The sequence below is a fragment of the Spirosoma sp. 209 genome (assembly GCF_002006735.1).
GTDB lineage: Bacteria > Bacteroidota > Bacteroidia > Cytophagales > Spirosomataceae > Spirosoma > Spirosoma sordidisoli.
This window is the reverse complement of record NZ_MVEC01000023.1, coordinates 89,104-115,091: the sequence shown is the minus strand read 5'-3', so window position 1 is coordinate 115,091 and position 25,988 is coordinate 89,104. Positions and strand designations below refer to the sequence as shown.

Genomic DNA, 25,988 nt, shown 5'->3' with positions numbered 1-25,988 from the left:
CGTAATCCAAAGCGATTACGGTAACGCAAAAAAGGCCAGCGCCGGTGAACTTCCCAACGCTGGCCTTTTTAGTGCACCGATACGCCTTACTCGGTCGTCTGCCCGTCTTCCGGCAGCTCCATGTAGTTTACCTCCCAGTGATGACCGTCGAGGTCGAAGAAGCTCCGGTAGTACATAAAACTCTCATCGTGAGGCTCCCCGGCGGGGGTAGCTCCGCCAGCCATGGCCCGATCTACCAGCGTGTCGACCTGCTCCCGGCTATCGGCCGATAATGCCACGATTACTTCCGTCGTTTTAGCGGTGTCGGCCAGTTCTTTAGGAGTAAAAGTTGTAAAGAAACTGTCGACCAGCAGCATGGCGAAAATGTTCTCGCTGATGATCATGCAAGCCGCTTTCTCGTCCGAAAAGCGGGCGTCGAAGCGGAAGCCGACGCCCGTAAAAAACTCGACCGACCGATTCAGGTCACGAACGGGTAGATTCACAAAAATTTTGGTTGCCATAGTAGTTGTTGTTTGATTTTGTACTGGACAAAGGTACCCACCCCCGCCAGGGCCCTTGCTGTGTGATCAGGACAAGTTGAGGGGGTGATTGCGACAACCCATTTTATTCGCATTTTTACCCGCCCGCAACCGGCATTTCTCTTAACCCACACGGTATGCTTCGCCCTTCTTACGTACTCACGTTACTGTTCATCAGCGCGCTTCTGAGCGCCGGTCTGGCCCCCGGCCCAACTTCCAAACCCATTGTGCTGGCCTACGTTGGCGGCTTCCGGGGGCTGGTCAACACCGACCAGATTGCAGTCGAAAAACTGACCCATATCAACTACGCCTTCGTCGATGTGCGGAATAACCGCGCCTGGCTTCACAACCTGGCTACCGACTCGACCAACTTCCGGAAACTGAACAACCTCAAGCAGCGCAATCCCGACCTGAAGATTCTGATCTCGATTGGCGGCTGGTCGTGGAGTGAGAATTTTTCCGATGCGGTGCTGAGCGATACCGCCCGCGTAGCGTTTGCAGCCTCGGCCGTCGACATTGTGCGGCAATACCAGCTCGATGGGGTCGATATCGACTGGGAGTATCCGGGTATGAAAGGCGAAGACAACGTTTTTCGGCCCGAAGACCGGCAAAACTTTACCCTGCTGTTCAAAGCCCTGCGCGACCAGCTGAACAACCTCCAGAAACAGACCGGCAAACCGTATCTGGTTACGACGGCCCTGCCCGGCTTCGACGCCATCTTTACCCATACCGACATGGGTCAGGCGCAGCAGTACCTCGATTACATCAACATCATGTCGTACGACCATTACACGGGCGGGCCGCTGGCCGGGCACCATACCAACCTGTATCCGACGGGTCAGGTACCCAACGAACAATCGGGCGACCGGGCCGTACAGGCGTACCGGAAAGCGGGCGTACCCGCCAGCAAGCTCCTGCTGGGCATTGCCTTCTACGGACGTGCCTGGCAGCTTCAGCAAGACAACCCCAACACCCACCCCAGAACCATCGCGAAGGTAGAACGGGGCGGTGGCTACACGTTCATCAAAGACAGTTTACTGACCAACCCGGCCTACAAACGCTACTGGGACCGTAAAGCCAAAGCGCCTTACCTCTACAATGCCGACCTGAAACGCTTCGTCTCCTACGACGACGAAGCATCGGTAAAAGCCAAATGTCGGTACGTGAGAAAAAAAGGGCTGGGGGGCATCATGTTCTGGGAGTACTCCAGCGACCCTAAAACCTACCTGCTCAGCGAGATTGACCGGCAGCTCCGCCAGCCATAACTTCACACCGCAACCTCTGTTCCTATACCCTTACCCCCACTCCCATGACGGCCAGCCGCGCACTTTTTCTGTTCTGTTTCCTGCTGTTTACTGGCCACGCCCGGGCCGCCAAAGTCGATACTGTCGACACCTATAGCGCATCGATGAAAAAAACGATCAGGGCCGTGGTGATCACGCCCGACTCGTATACCACCGGCGCCGAGTTCCCGGTCGTTTATCTGCTCCATGGGTATAGCGGTAACTACAGCAACTGGATTCAGAAAGCACCCGCCCTGAGCCGGGCGGTAGACGCCAACGGGATCATTGTAGTTTGCCCGGACGGCAACTACGGCAGCTGGTATTACGATAGCCCCGTCGATGCGTCGTTCCGCTACGAAACCTACGTCTCCAACGAGCTGGTAGCCTGGGTCGACAGCCATTACAAAACCATCAAAGACCGGCAGGGGCGGGCCATTACGGGCCTGAGTATGGGCGGCCACGGCGGGCTCTACCTGGCGTTCCGGCATCAGGACATTTTCGGAGCCGCCGGCAGCATGAGTGGCGGAGTCGACATTCGGCCGTTTCCGAACAACTGGGACATTGCCAAACGGCTGGGTCCGTATGCCCAGTTTCCCGACCGCTGGGAGCAGCATACGGTCATCAACCTGCTTCATCTGCTGACTCCCGGCTCGCTCTCGCTGATTATCGACTGCGGCACCGACGATTTCTTTTTCCGGGTCAACAACAACCTGCACGACAAACTCCTGGAGCGCAACATAGCCCACGACTACATCACCCGGCCCGGCGGCCACAACTGGACGTACTGGAATACCGCTATATCCTATCAGCTCCTGTTCATGCGGCAGTTCTTCGATAAACGGAAGCCGGGTTGAGCAGCCGTACGACGGCGTTCAGCAGACGCAAACTAGGTCAGGGCGACGGGACCAAACAAAAGGCCCGGGTCGTGGTCTTTCCATAAAGACTACTACCCCCATGAATACGTCAACCAACACCGTCCTGATTACGGGCGGAGCCTCCGGCATTGGCTGGGCCCTGGCCGAGCGGTTTCTTCAGGCAGGCAGCCAGGTCATTATCTGTGGCCGACGCGCCAATAAGCTGCAGGAAGCCCAACAAAAGTACCCACAGCTTCACACGCGCCAATGCGATGTAGGCCAGGCGGCTGAACGAGTAGCGCTGCTCGACTGGGTCCGTACCGAGTTTCCGCAGGTCAATGTACTGATCAACAACGCGGGTATTCAGCGCCGGATGCAGCTGGCCGATAGCCAGGACGACTGGAGCGAGAGCCAGCAGGAAATTGCGATCAATCTGGAAGCTCCGCTGCACCTGGCTACGCTGTTTATTCCGCATTTGAAGCAACACCCACAGTCGGCCATTGTCAACGTAACATCGGGGCTCGCCTTTGTACCGGGCGCGTTTGCCCCGATATACAGCGCCACCAAAGCGGCTCTGCACTCGTTTACGATGTCCCTGCGGCATCAACTGGCCAACACCTCGATCGAGGTTATTGAACTGGTACCGCCAGCCGTCAATACCGACCTGGGCGGGCCGGGGCTGCACACCTTCGGCGTGCCCGTCGGCGACTTTGCCGACGCCATGATGAACGGCCTGCAGGCTAGCGCAACCGAGATTGGCTACGGCACTTCAGAAACCAATCGCATGGCCTCCCGCCCGGAAATCGACGCCATCTTCGCCCGCATGAACAGCCGATTCTAACAAAAAAACGGCAACCCGCGGCTGGCCCTTTCGGCCCGATGCTGATGCCTGGCGAGAGAGCCAGGCAACACTATAATATTTTTTTATCATACATAATATAACTATAGACAAAAGCGCTTACTTTTAGACCATAAACAACATGCTGAACAAATCTGACAGAAGCGGTCATCGTCGGTTTTGTCAGGCTGTCATATAGCCTGCTGGTTGCGTAACCCTCTGTTTAGCCACCTTTTGTTATGGTCACAAAAAGAAAGCAGATAATCCGGGTCGTCTTCGATGTGCTCGACGAAATGAAAAACCAGCTTCGGCTGAATGAAGACTTATCCGTTGCGGCCACCGACCCCGACGAAGCCATCGACTGGGTCTTTGCCGAGATGCAGCGCCAGTTCAACCGCTCCGACATCCGCCTGTCGCGGGTACGGATCGATGCGTAAGAACATCGGGTTGCCAGCCATTACGAACGACGAGGCAGCCGATATGGAGTCGGGCGCCGAGCTGATTGACAACGAGTAACACAACCTTCGTGTAGGAGTGCCCAGCCCCGACCATCTGTGTCGGGGCTGCTGCTTATATGCACCCACTCCTGTTTATTTATGCTCCATCTATCAACTGATAACCAATTCAATAGACATCACTTATCGGCTACCAGGCTACCCTCTGTACCAATAAATTAGTTATCGAAAAATAGATTATTGAAAATCGTTTCTACATTTGTCTTGCTGAAAAGCGAAGCTTTAGGGGTGCCCGTACGGGCTGAGAGATCACCCTTTGAACCTGAACAGGATAATACCTGCGGAGGGAAAAGCGAGACAATAGATTCCTGTAGTGGCTCTGTGCGCGTGGCGCCATAGTGGCCTGCTCCTGTTTTTTCGCCTTCTTTCCGGTTTATCCGAGCGGTTCGCTCCCTGGCTTGTGCTTTTCTATGCGCTGAAGCACAGGTTCCATGATTGTATTCGTCAATAACCAGTCCGTAGAAACGCCCGATACGGCATCGCTCGAGAGTCTTCTCGCTCAACTGGCTATGGCCGACCGCAAAGGCATAGCCGTAGCGGTCAACAATGCCATTGTGCCCCGCACGGCCTGGGCACAGCTTGCCCTGTCGGGCAGCGAAAAAATTACCATTCTACAAGCAACCCAGGGAGGATAACGATGAGCCAGAAAACTGAACAACTGCCTTCGCAGCAGACCATTACGCGCCAGCCCCTGACCGGTTCGCGCAAAATCTACGTGCCCGGCCAACTCTATGACATCCGCGTGGCCATGCGCGAAATCACCCTGTCGGATACGGTCACGCAGGTGGGCAACCGGAAAGTCAGCCAGCCCAACGCGCCCGTAACGGTGTATGATACCAGCGGCCCCTATACCGACCCCGACGCCAGCATCGACCTGCAACTCGGCCTCGATCGGCTGCGGGAACCGTGGATCCGGGACCGGGGCGATACCGAACAGCTGACGTCGTTTTCGTCGGACTACTGCAACCAGCGACTGGCCAACCCCGATCTGGACGCCCTGCGGTTTGCTCACATCCGGTTTCCGGTGCGGGCCAGGGCGGGCCAGAACGTGACGCAGCTCCATTACGCCCGCAAAGGCATCATTACCCCCGAGATGGAGTACATCGCGATTCGGGAAAATCAGCGGATCGATACCCTCAACGATCAGTCGTCGCTCTGGAAACAGCACCCGGGCAACAGCTTTGGCGCCAACACCCCCGCTCCCTATATCACGCCCGAATTTGTTCGGCAGGAAGTAGCCGCCGGACGGGCCATCATCCCGGCCAACATCAACCACCCCGAGAGCGAGCCGATGATTATTGGCCGTAATTTCCTGGTCAAGATCAACACCAATATCGGCAACTCGGTTGTGTCGTCGGGCATTGACGAAGAGGTCGAAAAAGCCGTATGGAGCTGCCGCTGGGGTGGCGATACGCTGATGGATCTATCGACAGGCAAGAACATTCACGAAACCCGCGAGTGGATCATCCGGAACTGTCCGGTGCCCGTCGGCACGGTACCCATCTATCAGGCTCTTGAAAAGGTAAACGGGAAAGCCGAGGCCCTGACCTGGGAGCTGTTTCGGGATACGCTCATCGAGCAGGCCGAACAGGGGGTCGATTATTTCACCATTCATGCCGGCGTGCTGCTGCGCTATATTCCGCTGACGGCCCGGCGCGTGACGGGTATCGTTTCGCGGGGGGGCAGCATCATGGCCAAGTGGTGCCTGGCCCACCATAAGGAAAACTTCCTGTATACGCATTTTGACGAAATCTGCGAGATCATGAAGGCCTATGATGTGTCGTTCTCGCTGGGCGACGGACTGCGCCCCGGCTCCATTGCCGACGCCAACGATGCGGCTCAGTTTGCCGAACTCGAAACCCTGGGCGAGCTGACTAAACTTGCCTGGCAGCACGATGTTCAGGTGATGATTGAAGGCCCCGGCCACGTTCCCATGCACCTGATCAAGGCTAACATGGACAAGCAGCTGCGGGAATGTAACGAAGCCCCTTTTTACACGCTCGGGCCGCTCACAACCGATATTGCCCCCGGCTATGACCACATCACATCGGGTATTGGCGCGGCCATGATTGGCTGGTTCGGTACGGCCATGCTCTGTTACGTTACGCCCAAGGAACACCTCGGCCTGCCGAACAAAAAAGACGTTAAAGATGGCGTAATTACCTACAAGATTGCCGCCCACGCGGCCGATCTGGCAAAAGGTCACCCCGGGGCGCAGTACCGCGACAACGCCCTGAGTAAAGCCCGCTTCGAGTTTCGCTGGCAGGATCAGTTCAACCTCTCGCTCGATCCGGATACGGCGCGGGAGTTCCACGACGAAACGCTGCCCGCCGAAGGCGCCAAAACCGCCCACTTCTGCTCGATGTGTGGCCCGAACTTCTGCTCGATGAAGATTACGCAGGACGTTCGTGACTACGCCGACCAGAACGGCCTGGCCGATACCGACGCCCTCGATCAGGCCATGCAGGTGAAAGCAAAAGAGTTTGCCGAACAGGGTAACCAGCTTTACCTATGACCGCATCGCGCACCTGGCCACCGGTTCAGCACGAACGCCCTTACGCACTGTCTATTGCCGGACTCGACCCCAGTGCCGGAGCGGGGCTGCTGGCCGATGTGAAAGTTATGGAAGCTCTGGAGGTCTACGGCCTGGGGGTTTGTACGGCCCTGACGATGCAGCATGATGCCGATTTCAGGGCCGTTGAGTGGGTCGCGCTGGATTCGATTATCGCCCAGTGTATGCCGCTGGCTGACCGCTACCCGGTTTCGGTCGTCAAGATCGGCCTGGTTCAGTCGCTGCCGGTGCTGGCGGAGCTGACCGACTGGCTGACCCAAACGTGGCCCGGCCTGCCCATCATCTGGGACCCGATTCTGAAAGCCTCCGCGGGCTTCGATTTCCACGCGATGACCAGCCAGACGCTACTGTCGACCCTACTGCCCCGGCTGAGCCTGCTGACGCCCAACGTACCCGAGGTGCAGCAGCTAGCCGCTACGGATGAAGCCGTTTGGGCCGCCAGGACGCTCAGCGCGTATTGCCCGGTTTATCTCAAAGGCGGTCATGCCGAACCGATCAATGGCGTAACAACCGACAGGTTGCTGAAGGACGGGCAGGAGATCGCCGAGTTCCCGGCTCCGTTCCTGCCGGATGGCGAAAAGCACGGCAGTGGCTGCGTACTCTCGTCGGCCATTGCTGCGGGCCTGGCCAAAGGACAACCGCTACCAGAGGCTTGCGCTACGGCGCGTCGCTACATGAATCAATACCTGGCCAGTAGCCCCGGCTTGCTTGGCTTTCACCAGTCGCTCTCATGAAAATAAGCCAGTTACACTATATCGTCACCCAACCGGAACAGGCCGAAACCGCCTGCCGCGCCGGTGTCGACTGGATTCAGCTTCGGCTAAAAAACCGGCCCTATGCCGACTGGAAGGCAGTAGCGCAGGATACCCTCGCGGTTTGTCGGCAGCATAACGCCCGGCTGATTATCAACGACAACCCAACCCTGGCGGGCGATATCGGAGCCGACGGCGTACATCTGGGTCAGGACGACATGCCCGTGCCAGACGCGCGGGCGCTCCTGGGCGATGGGTTCCTGATCGGGGGCACCGCCAACAGGCTCGACACCATCCTGACCCACTACCGGCACGGCGTCGACTACGTTGGGCTGGGGCCGTTTCGGTTTACGACAACGAAAGAAAAGCTCAGCCCCATTCTGGGTCTGGCAGGCTACCAGGCGATCCTGTCGGCCTTGCAGAGTCGCTCCCTTTCTGTGCCCATTGTTGCTATCGGCGGTATTACCCTGGCCGATGTGCCCGCGCTGATGCAAACCGGTCTGCACGGTATCGCCCTATCATCGGCCATCAGTGGGGCCAGCGACCCCGCCCGCCAGACCCGCCTTTTTCTGGATCAGCTCTCACTCTCTACCCTCTCTTTTCCACTGACATGATCACCCAGCCTTTCGTCATTGCCGGCCAGTCGTTTTCATCGCGGCTGTTCACCGGCACCGGTAAATTCGGATCCACCCAGCTGATGGAAGAGGCCCTCCTGGCCTCGGGTACGGAGTTGGTAACGGTAGCGCTGAAACGGGTAGACGCCTATACCCATCAGGACGATACCCTCGTCCACCTGACCCACTCCCGGCTACGCCTGCTGCCCAACACCTCGGGCGTACGAACGGCCCGTGAAGCTGTATTTGCGGCCCAGATGGCTCGCGAAGCGCTCGAAACCAACTGGTTAAAGCTCGAAATCCACCCCGACCCCAAATACCTGCTTCCCGATCCGATCGAGACGCTGAACGCGGCCCGGGAGCTGGTAAAGCTCGGCTTTATCGTTCTGCCCTATATCCATGCCGACCCTGTTTTGTGCAAGCGGCTGGAAGAAGTTGGGGTAGCGGCCGTGATGCCGCTTGGCGCCCCGATCGGTACGAACAAAGGACTGCGAACGATCGATTTCCTGGAAATAATTATTGAGCAAAGCCGGGTTCCGGTTGTGATTGATGCAGGTTTGGGGGCCCCGTCGCACGCGGCTGCGGCTATGGAGCTGGGGGCCGATGCGGTGCTGGTCAATACCGCTATTGCCGTTTCTGACGATCCCGTACGCATGGCTACTGCCTTCAGGATGGCCGTTGAGGCCGGTCGGCTGGCCTACGAAGCCCGGCTGGCCCGCCCCGCAACCACCGCAAACGCCAGCAGCCCACTCACCGCTTTCCTGGACGAACTATGACCTCCAAACCCTGGTTTGAGGCCCACGACTGGACAACCGTTCAGCGTGACATTTACGCGACGACGCCCCGGCAGGTGGAGCAGGCGCTGGCCACTAGTCGACGCACACTCGATGATTTCAGAGCCCTGATTTCGCCGGCCGCCCAGCCTTACCTGGAACCGATGGCTCAGCTCAGTCATCAGCTGACGCAGAAACGGTTCGGGAAAACGATGCAGCTCTACGCGCCCCTCTACGTATCCAACGAATGCCAGAACATCTGTACGTACTGCGCCTTCAGCCTCGACAACCGGATTGCCCGGCGCACCCTGACCGCCGAGGAGCTACTGCGGGAAGCGCAGGCCGTCCGGGCGCTCGGTTATGAACATATCCTGCTGGTAACGGGCGAGGCCAACCAAACGGTGGGGGTTCCGTACCTCAAACAGGCCATCCGGCTGCTGCGCCGAATGTTTTCGCATATCTCGATGGAGGTGCAGCCGCTCGACCAGCCGGAGTACGAAGAGCTGATTAGCGAAGGGCTGAATACGGTACTGGTCTATCAGGAAACCTACAACCGCAGCACCTATAGAAATCACCATCCGAAAGGCAAAAAATCGAACTTTGCCTACCGGCTCGAAACGCCCGACCGGCTCGGCCAGGCAGGTATTCACAAAATTGGCCTGGGCGCCCTGCTGGGACTCGAAGACTGGCGCACCGACAGCTTTTTTACGGCCGCTCATCTGCATTATCTCGAACGAACCTACTGGCAAACCCGGTACAGCGTTTCGTTTCCGCGGCTGCGCCCGATCGACCTTCGGCAAAACGGTGCCATAACGTCGAAGTCGTTCGAGCGGTGTATGTCTGACCGGGATCTGGTGCAGCTGATCTGCGCCTACCGGCTGTTCAGCGAAGAGGTTGAGCTCTCGCTTTCGACCCGCGAGACACCCCGCTTCCGGGACCATGTGTTGCGGCTGGGCATCACGAGTCTGAGCGCGGGCTCGAAAACGAATCCGGGCGGCTACGTCGTGGAGCCCCAATCGCTGGAGCAGTTTGCCATCTCCGACGAGCGCAGCCCTGCCGAGATGGAAGCGGTTATTCGGCAGCATGGATACGAACCAGTCTGGAAAGACTGGGATAAAACGTTTATGCCCCTATGACTCCGGAAGAAATCAACCGCTACAACCGCCACATCCGCCTGCCGGAAATCGGTTTGGCCGGGCAGGAACGGCTTCGGCAGGCACGGGTGGCGCTGATCGGCGCGGGCGGGCTGGGCTGCCCGGTGGGGCAGTACCTGGCCGCTGCCGGCGTGGGCAGGCTGGGCATCATCGACGGCGACCGGGTGGAAGCCAGCAACCTGCAGCGCCAGATTCTCTTCGCCCCCGAGCATATTGGCCAGTCCAAAGCCGACGTAGCGGCCCGGTGGCTGGCCCGTCAGAACCCGCATATTGAGGTGATATCCCATGCCGTATTTCTGGATCGGACCAACGCGCTGGAGTTGCTGGCGCCTTACGACCTGATTATCGATGGATCCGATAATTTCGCAACCCGCTACCTGGTCAACGATGCCTCCGTGTTACTGGGCAAACCACTGGTAGTTGGGTCTATCTACCAATTCGAGGGCCAGGTCAGCGTTTTCAACTACCAGGACGGGCCTACCTACCGCTGTCTGTACCCCGAAGCGAGTGAGCTGGCGACCTGTAGCGAGGTAGGGGTCCTGGGCGTACTACCCGGTATGACCGGCTGCCTGATGGCCAACGAAGCGATCAAGCTCCTTACGGGCATCGGCACGTTGCTCAGCGGAACGGTGCTGGTTTTCAACGCGCTGACCTGCTCGTTCGATACCTTCTCGTTTGCGGCTAATCCGGCCAACCGAACCCTGAAGTCGCTGCCCGAGCCGGTGCCGGTTTGTGCGGATACGTGGCCGGAGATCGGGCCGGAGGAGTTGCCCGACTGGTTACAGCGAGCCGACAAGCCCCTGTTGCTGGATGTACGGGAGCCGGCTGAGTACGAGCAGGACAATATAGGTGGGCAGCTGCTGCCGCTGGCCGATCTGTTACAACACCCCACCCAGGTACCCGCCGATCGACCGGTTGTTATTCACTGCCAGTCGGGTGGGCGAAGCCGGCAGGCGATTCAGTTTTTATGGCAGCGGGGCTACCGGAACGTGGTCAACCTGCGCGGAGGTCTGAACGCCTGCCGAAGCCGGTCAGCGACCTACGGAAGCCTTTATCTCGGTCAGCGCCCCAACCGGATCGGGTTGCTGCCATAGTCCACCCATCAGTGCGGCTCCGTCAAATCCGGCCTGCCTGACCAGGGCTACGTTTTTGGCCGTGATGCCTCCCAGCCCAATCAGCAGCGGCAACTGGGTATGCTGCTCGCGCAGGGCCAGTAGCTGACGTCCGATGGTATCCAGGCTGACCGACGGGCCGTAGCCAGGCTTGCTGATGCTGCCGAACACCGGACTGTAGAAGACCATAGAAACGCGCCCGGCCAGGTTTGCCCACTCGCTAAGGTGATGAATACTGGTCGAGAACGGAGCAGCTTCGCGGCCCGTCAGCCACTGCCGGTCGGCTTCTTTCACATGCCATCGGAACGGAGGGCGAACCGCATCGGGCCGGCTGGCCGACAGCAGCACCGAGGCCTGTTTATCGGGCGGTAACCTGTCCGGCGAGGCTTCCTGCACGGCCGAACGCCAGTACAGAAAGTCAAGCCCGTTTGCTAACAGAGCCGCCAGCGTCGGTATGTCCTGACTCTGGGGGCTGCCGTCGGTTATGCCGACCAGCAGGAATGAAGGTGCGCTCATGGGGGGCAAATGTAGCTGTTCAGGCCCCGTCGGGCTTTCCCGGGCGCGGTCTATTTTCTATCTTAGAAGCGTCTCCCCCTTTACAAACCAGACAACCTGATGAAAACGTCCCGACGTCATTTTTTACGCCGAACCGGCCAGCGCGGTCTGGCGGCTTTATCGGTGGCTGCGCTGCCGGCCGGTGCCAGCCCGCTGCTGACCAGCCAGTCGCCCTTACCGGCTTCTCCAGCCACCGCCATCAAGCCCGACCACGTAATTCGGTCGTTGCCCGAAAATATGGTATGGGGCTACTTCGGGGCCGATGTACCCACGGTTTATACCGTGAAAGACGGCGATGTGGTCGAGATTCAGACGGTCAATCCATCGGGCGTAAGCCGCACCAATCCGGACGAGTTTTACACGAAGAACAACCTGCCCATCGACGCCCACGCGAAGGAGGTGATCGCCATCATGAAGAATGTGAAGCCCGAGCCCTCCGGCATTCGCGGCCATATGCTGACCGGCCCTATCTACATCGACGGCGCGCAACCCGGCGACACCCTGGAAATCCGCATCCTCGACCTAACGTTCCCGGCTGGCTTCGGGATCAACAGCGTATGGCCCGGTGGCGGAGGTATCCCCGACGCTGTCACCTCGCGCGAAACCTTTGTCTATCGCTACGACAGCAAACGCCGGGTGGCGGTATTGAAAGAAGGAGTCGAAATTCCGCTGAAGCCATTCATGGGCGTTATGGCCCTGTCTCCGCCCCCCGGAACCGGCCGGGTCAGCTCCATCCCACCGGCTTTTTTTGGCGGCAATCTGGACATCAAACACCTCACCAAAGGCACTACCCTCTTTCTACCCGTCTCGGTACCGGGGGGTCTCTTTACCACCGGCGACGGTCATGGCGCACAGGGTAACGGCGAAGTCAGCGGAGTCGCTATCGAAACGGCTCTTACCCTGACGGCCCGATTCATCGTCCACAAAGGAAAAACGCTGAAGATGCCCCGTGCCGAAACGCCCACTCACTTCATTGCCGTCGGGCTCGACAAAGACCTCAACAAAGCCATGAAAAACGCGCTCACGGAAGCCGTCACGTTCATAAAAGAGGAACTAGGGTTTACCTTCAACGAGGCTCTATCCATTGCCAGCACCGGTGTCGACTTTGAAGTAAGTCAGGTGGTTGATCAGACACTGGGCGTTCATGCCATGATCCCCAAGTCCATCTTCACCAAACGCAAATTCTCTTACTGGACGTAACAACTACCTTGGTCCGTGGAGACACGGACCAAGGTGATCAGCCGACCGAACCCCGATGTCGGCTGATCACCGACCGCCCGTCTCCAACAAACCAGTGCGTATTCATGTTAAAATGAAATAGTCAGCATTTGTTTCGCGAACTGGCCGATAACGCCAGGCTTCTACAACGGCTGGAGCACATGGTCTCAACGGTATCGTTCAGATGAATCTATCGAAGCTGTTTGGTCTGATTACGCCACTCGTTCTGCTGTCGCTGATGGGCCTGATCATGATTCTGTATGGGTTTGTCGATATGAAGCAGGAGAATAACGTACTCCAGTTTTTCTTCGGCATTCCGCTCATGGCGGGCGCCCTTGGACTCCACTGGCTCGTTCGGCGGGCTGTCCGCTATGACACGCGCTACGTCTGGATTATCGAGTCCATCATGGTGGCCTTTATGTGGTATGCCTTTAACCACTCCTGATGGCGGCCTCCCGATCTGCTCACCAAACCTTCTACGCTTATGCTTCGCTGCGCTTTGTTTGCTGGTTTTCTGCTCATCTCTGCCCTTCTCGTCGGCTTTCAGTCGACAGACAGCTGGCTGGGCAAATGGTCGGGTGAGCACCCGGATGGCGTCACGTATACCATCACCGTGAAAGACAAGTACAAGGGCATGAACCTGTGCGACGTACACGCGCAGGGCATCCAGACCTTCTATCACCTCGAGTGCTGGGCAACCGGTACCCCAACCACGCTGAAGGTCTATTACCGCTCCACCACCGACGGCGCTTTCTACGCCAAAGACCGGGTTAAGCTGAACCAGCCGCTTTTCATCCTGCAACGGGACAAAGGCAAAACCAACTGGCAATGGCAGCAGATCTTCGACGGAAAAATACCCGTTCGAAAAAAAGCGTCGGCATAAATACCGACGCTAGTCATGATCCCAAACGGCAGGATTCGTATTGAGGGCTACCGATGAATAGGCCCGGCATTCATGCCGGGAAAACCGGGTGGTATTTTAAATATGACATCGGCATGAATGCCGACGCGATTCATGAACCCAAACGGCAGGGTTCACATTGAGGGCTGTCTATGAATAGGTCCGGCATTCATGCCGGGATATATTATCCACGAATTGACATCGGCATAAATACCGACGCTAGTCATGAACCCAAACGGCAGGGTTCGCATTGAGGGCTACCGATGAATAGGTCCGGCATTCATGCCGGGATATATCATCCACGAATACGGCATCGGCATAAATGCCGATACTAGTCATACCTCGCCCTGAGCGGAATCCGGACCGGGGCGAATCATGAATAGGCCCGGCATTCATGCCGGGATATACGATATACAAACGGGATATATTATCCACAAACACAACCCGGCAAGCGCATTACCGGCGAGTCGACTGCTGTTGCAGGGCTTTTTTGAAGTACGTTCCCTGGCGGGTAGGTTTGTAGGTCCAGTCGGTAAAGAGCATGGGAGCCCACTGCGGGTCGAACACCCAGACGATGTACGAAATGCCGTTCGCGTCGCAGTACCGCGTGATGGCGTCACCGTACGATTCGTCGCTGATGACCGGCACGTGAGCGCCTTTGTCGTCGGGACCACAGAAGCCGATTTCGGTCAGGATCAGCGGGTATTTCTTGGCCACAAAGCCCCAGTCGGCCGTCCATTTATCCTCCCAGGGCTTTTCGCGTTTCATCGGGTACGGATGGCTCACGTAGCCGATTCCCTCCGCATTGATCGGACTACCGGCAACGTCCCGGAGGTCATAGGCCCAGTTAAAACCCGCCACCAGCGGAATCGCTTTGCCGCCGTTGGCCCGGATAATGGTAATGGTTTCTTCCATCAGCGCTTTCCACTCGGCCCAGCTGCAGGTGCCCAGTTTGCCGCCCATGACGGTAGGCTCGTTGAAGAGTTCGAAAAACCCAACGGTCGTGTTGTCTTTATAATGGTCGGCTATTGTCCGCCAGAACTCGAACGTTTCCCGGCGGGTGGTTTCGTACATGGGGTTCTGGTACATCTCGTTTTTGAGGTTACCGATGGTATGCCAGTCGATGACCACGTACAGCCCCAGTTCACCGGCCCAGGCCACGCCTTTGTCGAGCAGCTGGAGGTACTGAGCTTTACCCCGGTTGCGCCAGGCAGCCGGATGAACCGGAAACCGAACGATGGTAGCGCCCCAGCGTTTCATCTCTTCAAAATACGACCGGTCCCAATGCCCGCTCTTCTCCAGCTTATCGGGGTCGCTGGCGTTCAGGCCCCGGAAAACCATCGGCTTTCCTTCGGTCGTAACGAAGGCGTTACCCTGAACCCGCAACCGACTGAGGGGCGTAGCGGGCTGAGCCACGAGCTGACCAACCACCAGAAAAAAGCCGAGAGCCAGACCCGGCACTGAAAACCTCATCATCAGACTGGTCGCTTAAAAATCAGTGTCGGCTTTGGCCAGATCCATGTCCTTGATCCAGAGATTGCGGTACAGCACGTTATGCCCTTCGGCCTGTAGTTTCAGCCCACCGGGGGTTTCGGTGATGCCTTTTCCGCCATCGTTACCGCCGTCGATACCCGAGTTGGGCCCGCCCCAAACCTGTTTGATGGCATGGTTGGTATGCACTTTTTTTCCGTTGAAATACATAGTTACCAGCGGCCGCTCGGTTAGTTTCCCGTTTTCGAAACGCGGAGCGCGGTACATGATGTCGTAGGCATTCCACTTGCCGACGCCGTTGTAAGCGTAATAAGGCGAGGGCGTTTCGTTGATGACCGCGCCCATACCGTGGGAGGTGGTGTCGCCGTCGAACACCTGAATCTCGTACCGATTGTGGAGATAAACGCCACTATTACCGCCCGGCTCCGGAATGAAAAACTCGACGTGAATACGCGCATCGCGGTAGTTCTTCTTCGTCACGATGTCAGCGGCACCGTACTTGCCGCCTGCGCCGGCCGGGTCGTTGGTATTCAGCACCATGCCTTTCCCCGCGGGGTCGGGCACGAGAAACCATTTGATGGGGAGCGTAGCTGCCAGACGCGGTCCCTGCCAGTACGTCCACTTATCGTCGAGGGTCTGCCGCTTCCCGTCGAACAGGATATCGGCGCCTTTGGGAGGCTTCGTTCCAACGCCGAGCGGCTCTTTGGCCTGGGGAATCATGGCAACACTACCAGCCAGCAACAGCAGAGCCGGTAAAACGAAAGCGGGTTTGCGAAGGAATGTCAACATAGACTTGGGAGGTTACAAGATAGGTTTAGGTTATGGCCACTGTTGAAGCGGTTGTACGGGCCGGGCCGATTTGGCAGCCGCCCGCTCGGGCAGCAGCGACACGGTCAGGACACCCTGAGCACCGGCCGCTACGGGTACCTCAAAGGTCAGCAGAGTTGTGCCGGGGTTGGGCGCATCATAGTCGTGGTTTGGTTCGGCGGGGGCGGTTTTCAGCGTCACGGCGGCCGGTTCCTGCACCTGAACAATGAGTTTCTTCCCGTTTTTGGTCAGTTCGGCGCGGTTGTTTCCGACTACGGTTACGGCAGCCGTTGTGAGCAGGGTCCAGCGGATGGTAACCGGACTGGCAGCGGCTTCGACTTCGTCACGCACCACCACATGATCCTGGTCAACGATCGCAATACCCCGGCTGGCTTTGGCCAGCGAGCCGCTGTAGAGTGAACTGAGGTCGGTCGTGGCGTGCATGAACCCGGCCGATCCCGATGAGCGGGTAATGGGCGCGTAGCCGTCAACCCGCTGCAGACCATTATTGACGGTGAGGGTATTGTGTACGGCATTGCCGTAGCGGTAGACCTCCCAGCGCTGCGAATCCTGCTCCTTACCCCATATTTTGATGCCTTTCGACTCCAGCGAGTTGTAATCCTGCATGCCCAGGTCCATAGCCCACCGAACGCCATCGGCTTCCATCACGAACGAACCGGCATCCATATGCGCGTGGTTAACCGACGGCGACCCGCCTTTCACCCCGACATAAACAGCCGCCGGATCGGTCCAGGACGAGCGCATCAGCGCCACCGGATTTTTCCCCTTGCCGACCCACAGCGTCGACGCGGGCGCCGGAATGGAGTTGACCCGTATGCCCCCGTTCCAGAGCATGATGGCCGGCAGCAGCCGGTCTCTGACCTGGCGGGCGGGGTCTTCCGTCAGCAGCCGCCCCCGCTCTACCCACAGCAGCGACGGATTCTTCGTTTTCGTAGCGAACCAGAACATGGCCGGCTGCAGGCTACCGCCCGTACCCGCGTCGGAGTAGTTGAACGAGCTGCCCGTTGGTCCCGTCATATTGGCCATATACTCCGCCGTTTTCAGGAAGCCGGGCTGGTTCGACAGGCCAAAATCGCGACCGAAGACTTTCTCCATGGCGCTGATGTACATGACGTTGAAGCTCGTACCGTACCCCCAGTAGCCGTATCCTTCGGGATAGGCGCCGTCGGGACCGTAGTCGCCCATCGACAGGACGATGGTTTCGACAGAGCGGTTCAGGATCGTACGGGCCAGCTCGGGCTGATCTTCGTAGATAGCCAGGGCGCCATAGGCCATACCCGCGTTGCAGACCTGGTTCCAGTTGTGCGTTGCTTTCAGCCAGCTGTTGTAGCGGCTGTCGAGCGAGGGTTCGATTCCTTTTTTCAGAATGGCCGTTTTGATGGCGGTTCGGGACGCAGCCGACAGGTCGTTGTAGAGCCAGTCGTAGCCAATCCCGGCGGCCATGGTCATTTCGGCCACGTCGAGAAAATGAGACGGGTTCCAGTCGCTGAAGGCCGATATGGCGAGCAGTTCTTTCTCGGCCCGCTCCAGGTACGGCCGCTGTTTGGTGGTTCGCCAGGCGTACGATAGCAGAAAGAGCCGGCGCAGGGCCTCGCGCGATTTGTCGAGCAGCCGCCGACCAATCTGAATCCGCTCTACCGGGGCTACCGCGATCAGCTTGTCGCATTCGGCCAGCATTGCCTGGTGCAGGCCGTTCCAGGTTTTATCGGCGCGGAGGGTCTGCTGAATGGTCGCTTCTTCGCCAGCCAGCATCAGGATACGCGGATGGGCGGGCAGTTTGGTGGCTGCAGTGATGGGCTTGTCCTGAGCCTGCAGCGCCGGGCCGCAGAGAACAACCACCGTAAGTATTTGAAGGTAAATGGAGAGGGACTTCATGAAACGCTGATTTAGTCAGAAAAGCAGTCAGTCCCCTATTTATACCGGCAATGTATTCCGGCTTGTTATCCCTCATCACGATTTGTGATGCCTGCTGGCGACCCGGCCGGGCTACCTTTACGGCGAATTAATCACCTCATCCGGGTGTTTTACCAATAGCGTTGGTGTCCTCCAAACAGGCCACTGACCGAACCTCGTACCAACAATGATTACGACTGATATATGCATTATTGGCGCAGGCCCCGTTGGTCTGTTTGCCGTATTTGAAGCGGGTTTGCTGAAAATGCGCTGCCACCTTATCGACGCCCTGCCGCAGGTAGGTGGTCAGCTTTCGGAGATCTATCCGCACAAACCGATCTACGATATTCCCGGCTATCCGGCCATCAACGCGCAGGATCTGGTCGACAATCTGATGGAGCAGATCGAGCCGTTTCACCCAACGTTTACCCTCGGCGAACGCGTCGATGCGCTCGAACGCCAGCCCGACGAGTCGTTCATCATCACGACCAACGAAGGCACCGCCGTTCACTGCCAGGTGGTGGTCATTGCGGGTGGACTCGGTTGTTTCGAGCCCCGCAAACCCGAGATCGAAAACCTCGAGCAGTTTGAAGGCAAAGGCGTAGCGTACATGGTCAAAAATCCCGAGCAACTCCGCGACCGGCGGGTGGTGCTGGCCGGTGGTGGCGACTCGGCCCTCGACTGGACGATCTTTCTGGCCAATGTAGCCAGGGAAGTAACCCTCGTTCACCGCAGCGACACCTTCCGTGGGGCGCCCGACTCGGCCGAAAAGGTGTTCGAGCTGGCGCAGCAGGGTAAGATCAACCTCGTTCTGCAATCAACGATTACGAGTATCAACGGAAACGGCCACCTGCAGGAAGTCAACATTACGGCCAAAGACAAGACGGTGCGGACGCTGGAAGCCGACAACCTGATTCCGCTGTTCGGCCTTACGCCCAAGCTCGGCCCGATTGCCGACTGGGGGCTCAGCATCGACAAATCGGCCATCAACGTCGATACTACCGATTACTCGACCAACGTGGAGCGGATCTACGCCATCGGCGATATCAATACCTACCCGGGCAAGCTGAAGCTGATTCTGTGCGGGTTCCATGAGGCTGCGCTGATGTGTCAGAGTGCGTTCAAATACGTACACCCCGAGCAGAAACTCAGCTTCAAATACACAACCGTCAATGGCGTTCCTGCCTTTTAGTTAAGCCGGTCTGACTGCCAGCAATGGGTAGTCAGACCTTACCATACCGTTATGATTCAATTCACTGTAGAAGACCGCGACGGCACGCGGCAGACGCTGGAGATTCCGGAAGGCATCAACCTGAGCCTGATGGAAGTGCTGAAAGCCTCTGAGTACAACATCCTGGCTACCTGTGGCGGGCTGGCTCTCTGCGCCACCTGCCACGTACAGGTGCTGGCCGGACTCGATGCCCTGGCTCCCGCCCAGGACGCCGAACTCGACATGCTCGACACCCTACCCGATGCCGACTCGGACAGCCGTCTGGCCTGCCAGCTCCGGGTCGACGAACGGCTCGAAGGCGGTCTCTTCCGGATTCGGGGCGCCGAGCAGTAACCATAACAGACAATAGCGGGCGTGGTGGCATGACGTTATGTCGGGCATCGCGCCCGCTCCGTGTTCACTCTCTCTACTCTACCTCCACGACCATTTCGATCTCGACGGCGTAGTTGGATGGCAGCGCGGCCATACCCACCGCCGACCGGGCGTGTTTGCCTGTATCGCCAAAAGCGGCTACGAGCAGGTCGGAACAGCCGTTGATTACCTTGGGCTGATCGCCAAAGTCGGGCGAGGAATTGACGAAGCCCGTCACCTTCACAATCCGCCGGACCCGATCGAGGTTTCCCAATTCAGCTTTCAGACTCGACAGCAGCGCGATCGTTGCCTGCCGGGCGGCTTCGTAGCCCTGCTCTATGGTCAGATCGACACCCAGTTTGCCGGTTGTTGTGGAGACATGGCCGGCCAGGAAAACCAGATTGCCGGTGCGGACGGCTTTGACGTAGTTGGCCATCGGCTGGGCGGGCGGGGCCAGGGTTATACCCATTTTGGCCAGCGTTGGCTCAATCGACTGGGCGTTGGCTACGACAGAGGCTGTCAGCATCGACAGCAGGAGAAAGACTCGTTTGGGGTTCATCAGACAGGAGGATCAGGCCGGAAAAATAGGCAAAAGGACCGAAACCGCAGTTGAATCAGTCCCCGCCCGCCGTTAGCAGTTAGGTCTTTACAACTAACTTAACAACACCATGAACAAGCCAATTTCGAGACAACAACACGGCCTGGCCGACTACACCTACGCGCCCCTGGTAGCCACCGCCCCCGAAACCCTTGGATTCACTGACAACCAGACGGCCACGACCCTATGCCGGATTCTGGGGGGTGGCGTGCTGGCCGCGACCCTGCTCACCCGCGCCGAGTGGGGGCTGGTAAAAGCCATTCCGTTCAAAACCCACCTGACGCTCGACGTCATCAGTGGTGCTCTGGCAGCAGCGGCCCCCTGGCTGTTCGGCTTCTCGGGCAACACCCGCGCCCGCAATGCCTTTCTGGTCATGGGCGCGACCAGCCTGGTTGTGGGTGGGGTACTAACCCAGCCCGACGAAATGCCCCGCTAAGAAAGTTGTTTGATACCTGTACGACCCGGCCCGGCAGAACCGAAGTAGTTCTGCCGGACCGGATTTGCTGAGTCGAGCCTGCTCCTGTCCGGCAAAGGCCCAACCCGACTACGGGCTTTAACTCACGGATTTTTCCAGCACGATAAACGAGAGCGGCACTTTAGGCATACCGAAGCGCGGGTCATCCATCGGAAACGGTTTAGTCTCACCCGTGGCGCTGTACCCACGCCGTTCGTACCAGGCTACCAGTTCGGTACGTTGCGGAATAACGGTCATGGTGATGGTGCGGCACTGCCAGTCCCGGGCCATTTCTTCAGCGGCTGCCATGAGCTGCTTACCAATGCCCCCAGCCTGCGCATCGGGCGATACGGTCAGCATACCCAGGTACAGACTGTCGCCTTTTTTTTCCAGATAGACGCAGCCCAGCAGCTGATCGGCCATGCGGTAGGTCAGGATGGTAGCCAGAGGATTGTCAAGCATAGCTTTCAGCGACTCGTCATCGGTGCGGATACCGCCGAGCAGGTCGGCCTCGGTGGTCCAGCCCCGGCGGGAGCTGTCGCCCCGGTAGGCGCTGTTAACCAGTTGATTCAGAATTGAGACATCGCCTTCGGTGGCCGGCGAGATAGACGGATTGTTCATGGTGCAAAGATAAGGAACCCTTCCGCACAGGTGCTTATCCTCTCCATAGCAGCCGGTCGGGTCGCCATTTCCGAATAACTTAGGGGCGTCTATTACAACCTGCTATGAAAACCTCTGTCTGCCTGCTCGCCTTCCTGCTGACCACAGCCGCTCTTGCCCAGACCCGGCCCGACCTGATCACCCCCTACGAACGAAGCCAGGGTCGACAAACGGCAACCTATGCCGAAATCATCGATTACTACCGGCGACTCGATCGGCAGTTCGAGCAGGCCAAACTGGTCGACGTGGGGAAAACCGACGTAGGTCAGCCACTACACGTGTTTCTGCTCGCGGCCGATAAAGTTTTTACCGCCCGCCCCGACCGCGTCACCCTGCTGATCAACAACGGCATTCACCCCGGCGAACCGGAAGGAATCGATGCCTGTCTGATGATGGCGCGCGACCTGCTGCTGACTAATAAACTGCCCAAAAACGTCTTGCTGGCCATCGTACCGGTGCTGAACGTAGGCGGCTGTCTGAACCGGGGCGTATCGCGGGTAAACCAGAACGGGCCGGAGACCTATGGCTTCCGGGGTAATGCGCGAAACCTGAACCTCAACCGCGATTTCATTAAGGCCGATGCCGAAAACACCCGCTCGTTCCAGGCCCTGTTTCAGCAGCTGAAGCCCCAAGTACTGATCGACAACCACACCAGCAACGGCGCTGACTACCAGCACGTGGTCACCTATTTCTCCACCCAGAAAGACAAGCTCCACCCGGCTCTGTCGGGCTATATGACGAAGACCTTTCAGCCCGATCTGGACAAGGTACTGACGGCCAGAGGATTTCCGCCCGCGCCTTACGTCAACCACCCTAAAGACACACCCGAAAGCGGGCTGCTGGGCTATAACGACTCACCGCGCTACTCAACGGGCTATGCGGCTCTGTTCAACTGCTTTGGCTTCACCCTCGAAACCCATATGTGGAAAGACTACCCGGCGCGAGTCAAAGGGAGTTATGCCTTCGACGAGGCCGTTCTGCGCCTGTGCGAGCGAGACGCCAGTCAGATTCTGGCCAACAAACGACGCGCCGATGCCGCCGTTAGCCAGCAGACGACCTTTGCGCTCAACTACCGGCTCGACCGCAGCCAGACCGACACGATCACCTTTCTGGGCTACGAAGCAGGCTATAAACCCAGCGAGGTATCGGGTCTCCGCCGATTGTATTACGACCGTAGCAAACCCTTTACCAAACGGATTCCATACCAGAACACCTTTGTAGCCGATCTGGAGCTGACCAAACCCCAGGCCTACCTGATTCCGCAGGCTTGGTCTGAAATTCTGGCGCTGCTGAAACGGAACGGGGTGCAGATGAAACGACTCACCAGCGATACCCTGATCACCGTTTCAGCCTACTACCTCGACGAGTACCGCACCAGTCCGCGCCCGTATGAGGGCCACTACCCGCACTCGGGCGTGAAGGTCAGGACCGAAACGCAGCGTATTCAGTTTTACAAAGGCGACTACCTCATCCCGACCAATCAGCCGGCCAACCGGTACCTGATCGAGACGCTGGAGCCCCAGGCACTGGATTCGTTTTTCGCCTGGAATTTCTTCGACAGCATCCTCGACCAGAAAGAATATTTCTCCGACTACATCTTCGAAGACACAGCCGCGGAACTGCTCCGCAACGATCCGGCCCTTCGTCAGAAACTGGCCGATAAGCGAGCGTCTGACAAAGCCTTCGCCGAAAACGCCGACGCGCAGCTCTCGTTCATCTATAAACAGACACCCTATTTTGAAAAGACCGTCAATCGCTACCCGGTTTTCCGGCTGGAACGCGCCCGGTAAAAGCTTCCAACGGCCTGACCGGGTTTGATTCCTCTACCCCATCAGGCCGTTTAGCTGACTAGTTGTACCAGGCGTCGAAAGCGGCTACTACGTCGGTCCATACGCTCGTACCTGCTTTCGGGTCCGAGTTGACCAGTACCGCCACGTAGACTTCATTCCCGAAACCAAACACCCACGCGCCCACTTCGCCCGAGTTCAGGGAAGCCGGGTAGCCCCCGTTTTTCATGACGTATTTGATCCCCGTGTTGGTCAGTATGTTCGCGTTGTCGTACCCCAGCGTGTCCCGGCGCATGGCATCGGCCACCGACTTGGGCAGAATCTTGTAGGTATGATGCAGGGCGTTCATGAAGGTTGCCATCTGCAGGGCCGACATGTTCCAGCCGCGCTCCGCATTGGTCAGGGTCATATCGCCCCAATCGGTACCCTTTCCGTCAGGAGCGGCCCATTTGTAGCACAGCGCCGGGTTGGCATCGGTGGGTTTGCAGGCCATGTTGGGGGCTATCCCGATCTTATCGAACACGTTGAGCTGGCAGTAGTTCATGTACGCATCGGTATACTCCTGCGCCTGCTTCTGCTCGACCTCGCTGATTTTCTGAGCCGATGCGTTGGCTGGCATGGGCGTGATGGAGTAACCGCCGACCAGGTTGGGAATCAGGAACCGCATGAGCGCGAAGTTCATGTTCTGATAGTTGTACGTCAGCCGGGGTGAGGTAGCCCCAACCACCATAGCCGCTTTCAGCGAAGCATAATCCGAAGCCACGTTCTTGGGAAAGCCACTGCGCATGGCCAGTAACTGGCGGAAGGTAATGGTTTTGATGCTCTTGTGCAGTGACCAGTGTTTGGGCAGGTAGGCCCACATGGTTGAGTCGATGTTGATATTTTTGGCGTTGAGCGCGTGCAGCAGGGCCGCGGCCGTAACGGTTTTGCTGACGCTGGCCACGTTGATTTTGTCGCCTACATCCATCTTGCGTTCGGGCGCATCGGCGGCCCGGCGGGCATTGCCTCCGGCGCGGGAAGCCCGCAGCGAGCCGTCGGCAAACACCACAATCTGGTACCCCATCACGTCGGGTTTGATACGCGCTTCAATGTCGTTGGCCAGGGCGTCTACGTCGAGCGATTTACCATTTTTACCCACGTTGGCAGTGGGCTCGCAGGCGGTCAGCACCGCAGCCAGGGCAAGCAGGCTGATGACTGAGTTAGAAAAGGTTTTCACGGGCAGTTTTGGTTTAGTATGTCCGGGGCAAAGGTACCGCAGCTGCCCACGGCCCCACAAGCGCATAAAACCCTGTCCTGATGGCGATTAGTACGGATTCTTGTAGTCAAGTATTCCTACGTATCAACCCATGTATTTACGTAAGGATAAACATATAGACCAATGCTGGTTCGATCGTTCAGCGCCCTGGCACTACCAGGATTCGGGCCATAACCGGTATTGGAGACGGGGCTTAACAGTTGGCCCGCAGATTCGTTAAAGAATCACGAGCCGGCTAAGGCTGTAGACGAAACGCTTCGACCACGACATCCCGTCACGACTATGCAGACAACCCTGCTCTGGGCAGGCCTGGAACACCCGTCGCTGGAACACTGCCTGATCACGGCCAGCGCTACCGGATTTGAGATCCATTCGGTGATTGTAGGTCTTGCCGACCTCGGCCCGTATCGCGTAGACTACACGATCACAACCGATGCCTACTGGCAAACGACAGACTGCCAGCTCCTGATGCAGCTGGATACCCAGACCAGGCAACTACACCTTCGTCGCGATGGAAACGGGAACTGGCTGGCGAATAACGAGAAGATGACGGCCTGGCGGGGCTGTACCGATGTCGATATTTCGTTGACGCCCTTTACCAATACCTTACCGATCAACAGGCTCCGGCTGGCTGACGGACAGGCTGAGCGTATTCACGTTGTTTATATCGATGTGCTGGCTCAGCAAACCGCGGCCGTTCATCAGCGCTACACCCGACGCTCGGCCACCGCTTACCAGTACGAGAATGTACCCAACGATTTTGAGGCAACGATTACCGTTGATGGCGCCGGGCTCGTAGTCGATTACCCCGGTCTGTTTACCCGACACGCACAACGCCAGACCGGCTAATGGGCTAATTGAACGAATGGCGGAAGGCCAGCGGAGACGAACGGGTCTTGTTTCTGAATAATTTGCTGAACGACTGCGGGTGTTCAAACCCCAGCCGGTAGGCGATTTCACTGACCGACAAATCGGTGGTCGACAGCAACTCTTTCGCCTTTTCGATCAACCGACTATGAATGTGCTGCTGAGGAGCCTGCCCCGTCAGCGACTTCAGCAGACTGCTCAGGTAAGAGGGCGACAGATTGAGCTGATCGGCCATGTAGGCCACCGTAGGCAAACCCGATCCGAGCAATTCGTCGCTGTCCAGATAAGCCGCCAGGGTTGCTTCAAACCGATCCAGCACATGGTGGTTGGTGATCCGGCGGGTAATGAACTGCCGCTGGTAAAACCGGTCCGCGTAGTTGAGCAACACCTCGAGCTGGGCAATGATGATGTTCTGGCTGAAGGCATCGATAGAGGCCTGGTACTCCTGCTGAATCTGCCGGATGATGTTGACAACCACGGCTTCTTCCTTCTCCGACAGGAACAGGGCCTCCCGGATGGAATAGTCGAAATAAGCGTGTTGCCGAATGGTTTTGGCCAGCGCAGTACGCCACAGAAAGTCGGGGTGAATCATCAGCAGCCAGCCGGTAGGCTCGGCGGGTTCGTCGGTCGTTACGGTAAGAACCTGACCGGGAGCCAGAAACACCATCACGCCATCGTCGAAATCATACGGCTGCTGGCCGTAGTTCAGCCGGCCGTTGAAATTCCGTTTCAGCGCGATCGAGTAAAAATTGTTCACAATAGCTTTCGGCCTGTCGATCTGCCGCGGTCTGATATCATCGAACCGGACCACGCTAATGAGCGGATGGTCGGGCTTCGGAAGACCCGCAAACTGATGGTAGGCAGATATGGTATCGATGTGATGAAGCGGTCCGGTTGTCATGATTCTATCAGCT

General features: G+C 57.9%; 28 protein-coding genes and 1 riboswitch. Of the genes, 19 read left to right on the top strand and 9 right to left on the bottom strand.

The genetic code is table 11. The annotated features are described in order from the left end of the window. Nucleotides 1-86 precede the first annotated feature (86 nt). Complete coding sequence (locus B1C80_RS25595) at nucleotides 87-500, bottom strand: VOC family protein (RefSeq protein ID WP_077924037.1); 414 nt, start codon at nucleotides 498-500, stop codon at nucleotides 87-89. A 155-nt stretch (nucleotides 501-655) separates the two neighbouring features. Here B1C80_RS25595 and B1C80_RS25590 point away from each other — a divergent pair, with 155 nt between their 5' ends. The 11 genes from B1C80_RS25590 to moeB all read left to right on the top strand — a co-directional run bounded on the left by B1C80_RS25590 (nucleotide 656) and on the right by moeB (nucleotide 10,967). Continuing rightward, a complete protein-coding gene (locus tag B1C80_RS25590) occupies nucleotides 656-1,783 on the top strand; it encodes a glycoside hydrolase family 18 protein (RefSeq protein ID WP_077924036.1) in 1,128 nt (375 codons plus the stop codon). A gap of 44 nt (nucleotides 1,784-1,827) precedes the next feature. Further along, nucleotides 1,828-2,655: an alpha/beta hydrolase family protein gene (locus tag B1C80_RS25585; protein ID WP_077924035.1), complete on the top strand. Its 828-nt coding sequence runs from the start codon at nucleotides 1,828-1,830 to the stop codon at nucleotides 2,653-2,655. Nucleotides 2,656-2,755: 100 nt separating this feature from the next. Further along, nucleotides 2,756-3,496, top strand: coding sequence for an SDR family oxidoreductase (locus B1C80_RS25580; protein ID WP_077924034.1), 741 nt, complete (start codon nucleotides 2,756-2,758; stop codon nucleotides 3,494-3,496). Nucleotides 3,497-3,732: 236 nt separating this feature from the next. Next, on the top strand, nucleotides 3,733-3,930 hold the full coding sequence (locus B1C80_RS25575) for a hypothetical protein (RefSeq protein WP_077924033.1): 198 nt from the start codon (nucleotides 3,733-3,735) through the stop codon (nucleotides 3,928-3,930). Nucleotides 3,931-4,222: 292 nt separating this feature from the next. Beyond that, a riboswitch (TPP riboswitch) is annotated at nucleotides 4,223-4,314 on the top strand. 125 nt (nucleotides 4,315-4,439) lie between these two features. Then, nucleotides 4,440-4,643: a sulfur carrier protein ThiS gene (gene thiS / locus B1C80_RS25570; RefSeq protein WP_077924032.1), complete on the top strand. Its 204-nt coding sequence runs from the start codon at nucleotides 4,440-4,442 to the stop codon at nucleotides 4,641-4,643. Nucleotides 4,644-4,645: 2 nt separating this feature from the next. Continuing rightward, the gene (gene thiC, locus B1C80_RS25565; protein WP_077924031.1) at nucleotides 4,646-6,523 is read left to right on the top strand and encodes a phosphomethylpyrimidine synthase ThiC; all 1,878 of its coding nucleotides are present in this window, start codon (nucleotides 4,646-4,648) and stop codon (nucleotides 6,521-6,523) included. Beyond that, nucleotides 6,520-7,314, top strand: a complete 795-nt coding sequence (locus B1C80_RS25560; RefSeq protein WP_077924030.1) for a hydroxymethylpyrimidine/phosphomethylpyrimidine kinase — start codon at nucleotides 6,520-6,522, stop codon at nucleotides 7,312-7,314. Before thiC ends, B1C80_RS25560 begins: the two co-directional genes overlap by 4 nt. Continuing rightward, nucleotides 7,311-7,946, top strand: a complete 636-nt coding sequence (locus tag B1C80_RS25555) for a thiamine phosphate synthase (RefSeq protein ID WP_077924029.1) — start codon at nucleotides 7,311-7,313, stop codon at nucleotides 7,944-7,946. The genes B1C80_RS25560 and B1C80_RS25555 overlap by 4 nt, the downstream gene beginning before the upstream one ends. Continuing rightward, nucleotides 7,943-8,722, top strand: coding sequence for a thiazole synthase (locus B1C80_RS25550; RefSeq protein ID WP_077924028.1), 780 nt, complete (start codon nucleotides 7,943-7,945; stop codon nucleotides 8,720-8,722). Before B1C80_RS25555 ends, B1C80_RS25550 begins: the two co-directional genes overlap by 4 nt. Beyond that, nucleotides 8,719-9,855 carry a 2-iminoacetate synthase ThiH gene (gene thiH, locus B1C80_RS25545; protein ID WP_077924027.1) on the top strand — a complete coding sequence of 379 codons (1,137 nt, stop codon included), beginning with the start codon at nucleotides 8,719-8,721 and terminating at the stop codon, nucleotides 9,853-9,855. Before B1C80_RS25550 ends, thiH begins: the two co-directional genes overlap by 4 nt. Continuing rightward, a complete protein-coding gene (moeB, locus tag B1C80_RS25540) occupies nucleotides 9,852-10,967 on the top strand; it encodes a HesA/MoeB/ThiF family protein (RefSeq protein WP_077924026.1) in 1,116 nt (371 codons plus the stop codon). The genes thiH and moeB overlap by 4 nt, the downstream gene beginning before the upstream one ends. Here moeB and B1C80_RS25535 read toward each other — a convergent pair. After that, the gene (locus B1C80_RS25535; RefSeq protein WP_077924025.1) at nucleotides 10,905-11,501 is read right to left on the bottom strand and encodes a thiamine phosphate synthase; all 597 of its coding nucleotides are present in this window, start codon (nucleotides 11,499-11,501) and stop codon (nucleotides 10,905-10,907) included. The genes moeB and B1C80_RS25535 overlap by 63 nt on opposite strands. A 99-nt stretch (nucleotides 11,502-11,600) precedes the next feature. Here B1C80_RS25535 and B1C80_RS25530 point away from each other — a divergent pair, with 99 nt between their 5' ends. From B1C80_RS25530 to B1C80_RS25520, 3 genes are all read left to right on the top strand, one after another. Continuing rightward, nucleotides 11,601-12,740 carry an acetamidase/formamidase family protein gene (locus B1C80_RS25530; protein ID WP_077924024.1) on the top strand — a complete coding sequence of 380 codons (1,140 nt, stop codon included), beginning with the start codon at nucleotides 11,601-11,603 and terminating at the stop codon, nucleotides 12,738-12,740. A 202-nt stretch (nucleotides 12,741-12,942) separates the two neighbouring features. Continuing rightward, nucleotides 12,943-13,203 carry a hypothetical protein gene (locus tag B1C80_RS25525; protein ID WP_077924023.1) on the top strand — a complete coding sequence of 87 codons (261 nt, stop codon included), beginning with the start codon at nucleotides 12,943-12,945 and terminating at the stop codon, nucleotides 13,201-13,203. A gap of 39 nt (nucleotides 13,204-13,242) precedes the next feature. After that, on the top strand, nucleotides 13,243-13,641 hold the full coding sequence (locus B1C80_RS25520) for a DUF5991 domain-containing protein (RefSeq protein ID WP_139361743.1): 399 nt from the start codon (nucleotides 13,243-13,245) through the stop codon (nucleotides 13,639-13,641). A 474-nt stretch (nucleotides 13,642-14,115) separates the two neighbouring features. Here the strand turns inward: B1C80_RS25520 and B1C80_RS25515 are convergent, their stop codons facing one another. From B1C80_RS25515 to B1C80_RS25505, 3 genes are read right to left on the bottom strand one after another with little or no spacing between them, the layout of a single operon-like run. Further along, a complete protein-coding gene (locus B1C80_RS25515) occupies nucleotides 14,116-15,135 on the bottom strand; it encodes a glycoside hydrolase family 5 protein (RefSeq protein WP_236648924.1) in 1,020 nt (339 codons plus the stop codon). 12 nt (nucleotides 15,136-15,147) lie between these two features. After that, nucleotides 15,148-15,939 carry a DUF1080 domain-containing protein gene (locus tag B1C80_RS25510; protein ID WP_077924021.1) on the bottom strand — a complete coding sequence of 264 codons (792 nt, stop codon included), beginning with the start codon at nucleotides 15,937-15,939 and terminating at the stop codon, nucleotides 15,148-15,150. Between the two features lie 30 nt (nucleotides 15,940-15,969). Continuing rightward, entirely contained in the window at nucleotides 15,970-17,853 is a 1,884-nt protein-coding gene (locus tag B1C80_RS25505) for a heparinase II/III family protein (RefSeq protein WP_077924020.1), read from the bottom strand. Between the two features lie 205 nt (nucleotides 17,854-18,058). Between B1C80_RS25505 and B1C80_RS25500 the strand changes: the two genes are divergently transcribed. Further along, complete coding sequence (locus B1C80_RS25500) at nucleotides 18,059-19,063, top strand: NAD(P)/FAD-dependent oxidoreductase (protein WP_077924019.1); 1,005 nt, start codon at nucleotides 18,059-18,061, stop codon at nucleotides 19,061-19,063. A 51-nt stretch (nucleotides 19,064-19,114) separates the two neighbouring features. Further along, nucleotides 19,115-19,435 (top strand): 2Fe-2S iron-sulfur cluster-binding protein, encoded by a 321-nt coding sequence (locus B1C80_RS25495; RefSeq protein ID WP_077924018.1) that lies wholly within the window; start codon nucleotides 19,115-19,117, stop codon nucleotides 19,433-19,435. A 73-nt stretch (nucleotides 19,436-19,508) separates the two neighbouring features. Here B1C80_RS25495 and B1C80_RS25490 read toward each other — a convergent pair whose 3' ends face one another. Then, a complete protein-coding gene (locus B1C80_RS25490; protein ID WP_077924017.1) occupies nucleotides 19,509-20,012 on the bottom strand; it encodes a RidA family protein in 504 nt (167 codons plus the stop codon). A gap of 109 nt (nucleotides 20,013-20,121) precedes the next feature. Here B1C80_RS25490 and B1C80_RS25485 point away from each other — a divergent pair, with 109 nt between their 5' ends. Next, nucleotides 20,122-20,487 (top strand): SPW repeat protein, encoded by a 366-nt coding sequence (locus B1C80_RS25485; RefSeq protein ID WP_077924016.1) that lies wholly within the window; start codon nucleotides 20,122-20,124, stop codon nucleotides 20,485-20,487. A 117-nt stretch (nucleotides 20,488-20,604) separates the two neighbouring features. On the opposite strand, the gene B1C80_RS25480 is transcribed toward B1C80_RS25485, so the two are convergent. After that, the gene (locus tag B1C80_RS25480) at nucleotides 20,605-21,126 is read right to left on the bottom strand and encodes a GNAT family N-acetyltransferase (RefSeq protein ID WP_077924015.1); all 522 of its coding nucleotides are present in this window, start codon (nucleotides 21,124-21,126) and stop codon (nucleotides 20,605-20,607) included. Nucleotides 21,127-21,230: 104 nt separating this feature from the next. Between B1C80_RS25480 and B1C80_RS25475 the strand changes: the two genes are divergently transcribed. Then, entirely contained in the window at nucleotides 21,231-22,955 is a 1,725-nt protein-coding gene (locus B1C80_RS25475; RefSeq protein ID WP_077924014.1) for a M14 family metallopeptidase, read from the top strand. Nucleotides 22,956-23,013: 58 nt separating this feature from the next. On the opposite strand, the gene B1C80_RS25470 is transcribed toward B1C80_RS25475, so the two are convergent. After that, a complete protein-coding gene (locus tag B1C80_RS25470) occupies nucleotides 23,014-24,168 on the bottom strand; it encodes a serine hydrolase (RefSeq protein ID WP_161492818.1) in 1,155 nt (384 codons plus the stop codon). A gap of 321 nt (nucleotides 24,169-24,489) precedes the next feature. On the opposite strand from B1C80_RS25470, the gene B1C80_RS25465 reads away from it, so the two are divergent. Further along, nucleotides 24,490-25,056, top strand: a complete 567-nt coding sequence (locus tag B1C80_RS25465) for a putative glycolipid-binding domain-containing protein (protein WP_077924012.1) — start codon at nucleotides 24,490-24,492, stop codon at nucleotides 25,054-25,056. A 4-nt stretch (nucleotides 25,057-25,060) separates the two neighbouring features. Here the strand turns inward: B1C80_RS25465 and B1C80_RS25460 are convergent, their stop codons facing one another. Continuing rightward, nucleotides 25,061-25,975, bottom strand: coding sequence for an AraC family transcriptional regulator (locus B1C80_RS25460; protein WP_077924011.1), 915 nt, complete (start codon nucleotides 25,973-25,975; stop codon nucleotides 25,061-25,063). Nucleotides 25,976-25,988: the final 13 nt, after the last annotated feature.

What these genes read in the sequence shown, in the direction of transcription:
- B1C80_RS25595 (WP_077924037.1), bottom strand. Translation starts at nt 500, where the DNA reads ATGGCAACCAAAATTTTTGTGAATCTACCCGTTCGTGACCTGAATCGG.
- B1C80_RS25590 (WP_077924036.1), top strand. Translation starts at nt 656, where the DNA reads ATGCTTCGCCCTTCTTACGTACTCACGTTACTGTTCATCAGCGCGCTT.
- B1C80_RS25585 (WP_077924035.1), top strand. Translation starts at nt 1,828, where the DNA reads ATGACGGCCAGCCGCGCACTTTTTCTGTTCTGTTTCCTGCTGTTTACT.
- B1C80_RS25580 (WP_077924034.1), top strand. Translation starts at nt 2,756, where the DNA reads ATGAATACGTCAACCAACACCGTCCTGATTACGGGCGGAGCCTCCGGC.
- B1C80_RS25575 (WP_077924033.1), top strand. Translation starts at nt 3,733, where the DNA reads ATGGTCACAAAAAGAAAGCAGATAATCCGGGTCGTCTTCGATGTGCTC.
- thiS (WP_077924032.1), top strand. Translation starts at nt 4,440, where the DNA reads ATGATTGTATTCGTCAATAACCAGTCCGTAGAAACGCCCGATACGGCA.
- thiC (WP_077924031.1), top strand. Translation starts at nt 4,646, where the DNA reads ATGAGCCAGAAAACTGAACAACTGCCTTCGCAGCAGACCATTACGCGC.
- B1C80_RS25560 (WP_077924030.1), top strand. Translation starts at nt 6,520, where the DNA reads ATGACCGCATCGCGCACCTGGCCACCGGTTCAGCACGAACGCCCTTAC.
- B1C80_RS25555 (WP_077924029.1), top strand. Translation starts at nt 7,311, where the DNA reads ATGAAAATAAGCCAGTTACACTATATCGTCACCCAACCGGAACAGGCC.
- B1C80_RS25550 (WP_077924028.1), top strand. Translation starts at nt 7,943, where the DNA reads ATGATCACCCAGCCTTTCGTCATTGCCGGCCAGTCGTTTTCATCGCGG.
- thiH (WP_077924027.1), top strand. Translation starts at nt 8,719, where the DNA reads ATGACCTCCAAACCCTGGTTTGAGGCCCACGACTGGACAACCGTTCAG.
- moeB (WP_077924026.1), top strand. Translation starts at nt 9,852, where the DNA reads ATGACTCCGGAAGAAATCAACCGCTACAACCGCCACATCCGCCTGCCG.
- B1C80_RS25535 (WP_077924025.1), bottom strand. Translation starts at nt 11,501, where the DNA reads ATGAGCGCACCTTCATTCCTGCTGGTCGGCATAACCGACGGCAGCCCC.
- B1C80_RS25530 (WP_077924024.1), top strand. Translation starts at nt 11,601, where the DNA reads ATGAAAACGTCCCGACGTCATTTTTTACGCCGAACCGGCCAGCGCGGT.
- B1C80_RS25525 (WP_077924023.1), top strand. Translation starts at nt 12,943, where the DNA reads ATGAATCTATCGAAGCTGTTTGGTCTGATTACGCCACTCGTTCTGCTG.
- B1C80_RS25520 (WP_139361743.1), top strand. Translation starts at nt 13,243, where the DNA reads ATGCTTCGCTGCGCTTTGTTTGCTGGTTTTCTGCTCATCTCTGCCCTT.
- B1C80_RS25515 (WP_236648924.1), bottom strand. Translation starts at nt 15,135, where the DNA reads ATGATGAGGTTTTCAGTGCCGGGTCTGGCTCTCGGCTTTTTTCTGGTG.
- B1C80_RS25510 (WP_077924021.1), bottom strand. Translation starts at nt 15,939, where the DNA reads ATGTTGACATTCCTTCGCAAACCCGCTTTCGTTTTACCGGCTCTGCTG.
- B1C80_RS25505 (WP_077924020.1), bottom strand. Translation starts at nt 17,853, where the DNA reads ATGAAGTCCCTCTCCATTTACCTTCAAATACTTACGGTGGTTGTTCTC.
- B1C80_RS25500 (WP_077924019.1), top strand. Translation starts at nt 18,059, where the DNA reads ATGATTACGACTGATATATGCATTATTGGCGCAGGCCCCGTTGGTCTG.
- B1C80_RS25495 (WP_077924018.1), top strand. Translation starts at nt 19,115, where the DNA reads ATGATTCAATTCACTGTAGAAGACCGCGACGGCACGCGGCAGACGCTG.
- B1C80_RS25490 (WP_077924017.1), bottom strand. Translation starts at nt 20,012, where the DNA reads ATGAACCCCAAACGAGTCTTTCTCCTGCTGTCGATGCTGACAGCCTCT.
- B1C80_RS25485 (WP_077924016.1), top strand. Translation starts at nt 20,122, where the DNA reads ATGAACAAGCCAATTTCGAGACAACAACACGGCCTGGCCGACTACACC.
- B1C80_RS25480 (WP_077924015.1), bottom strand. Translation starts at nt 21,126, where the DNA reads ATGAACAATCCGTCTATCTCGCCGGCCACCGAAGGCGATGTCTCAATT.
- B1C80_RS25475 (WP_077924014.1), top strand. Translation starts at nt 21,231, where the DNA reads ATGAAAACCTCTGTCTGCCTGCTCGCCTTCCTGCTGACCACAGCCGCT.
- B1C80_RS25465 (WP_077924012.1), top strand. Translation starts at nt 24,490, where the DNA reads ATGCAGACAACCCTGCTCTGGGCAGGCCTGGAACACCCGTCGCTGGAA.
- B1C80_RS25460 (WP_077924011.1), bottom strand. Translation starts at nt 25,975, where the DNA reads ATGACAACCGGACCGCTTCATCACATCGATACCATATCTGCCTACCAT.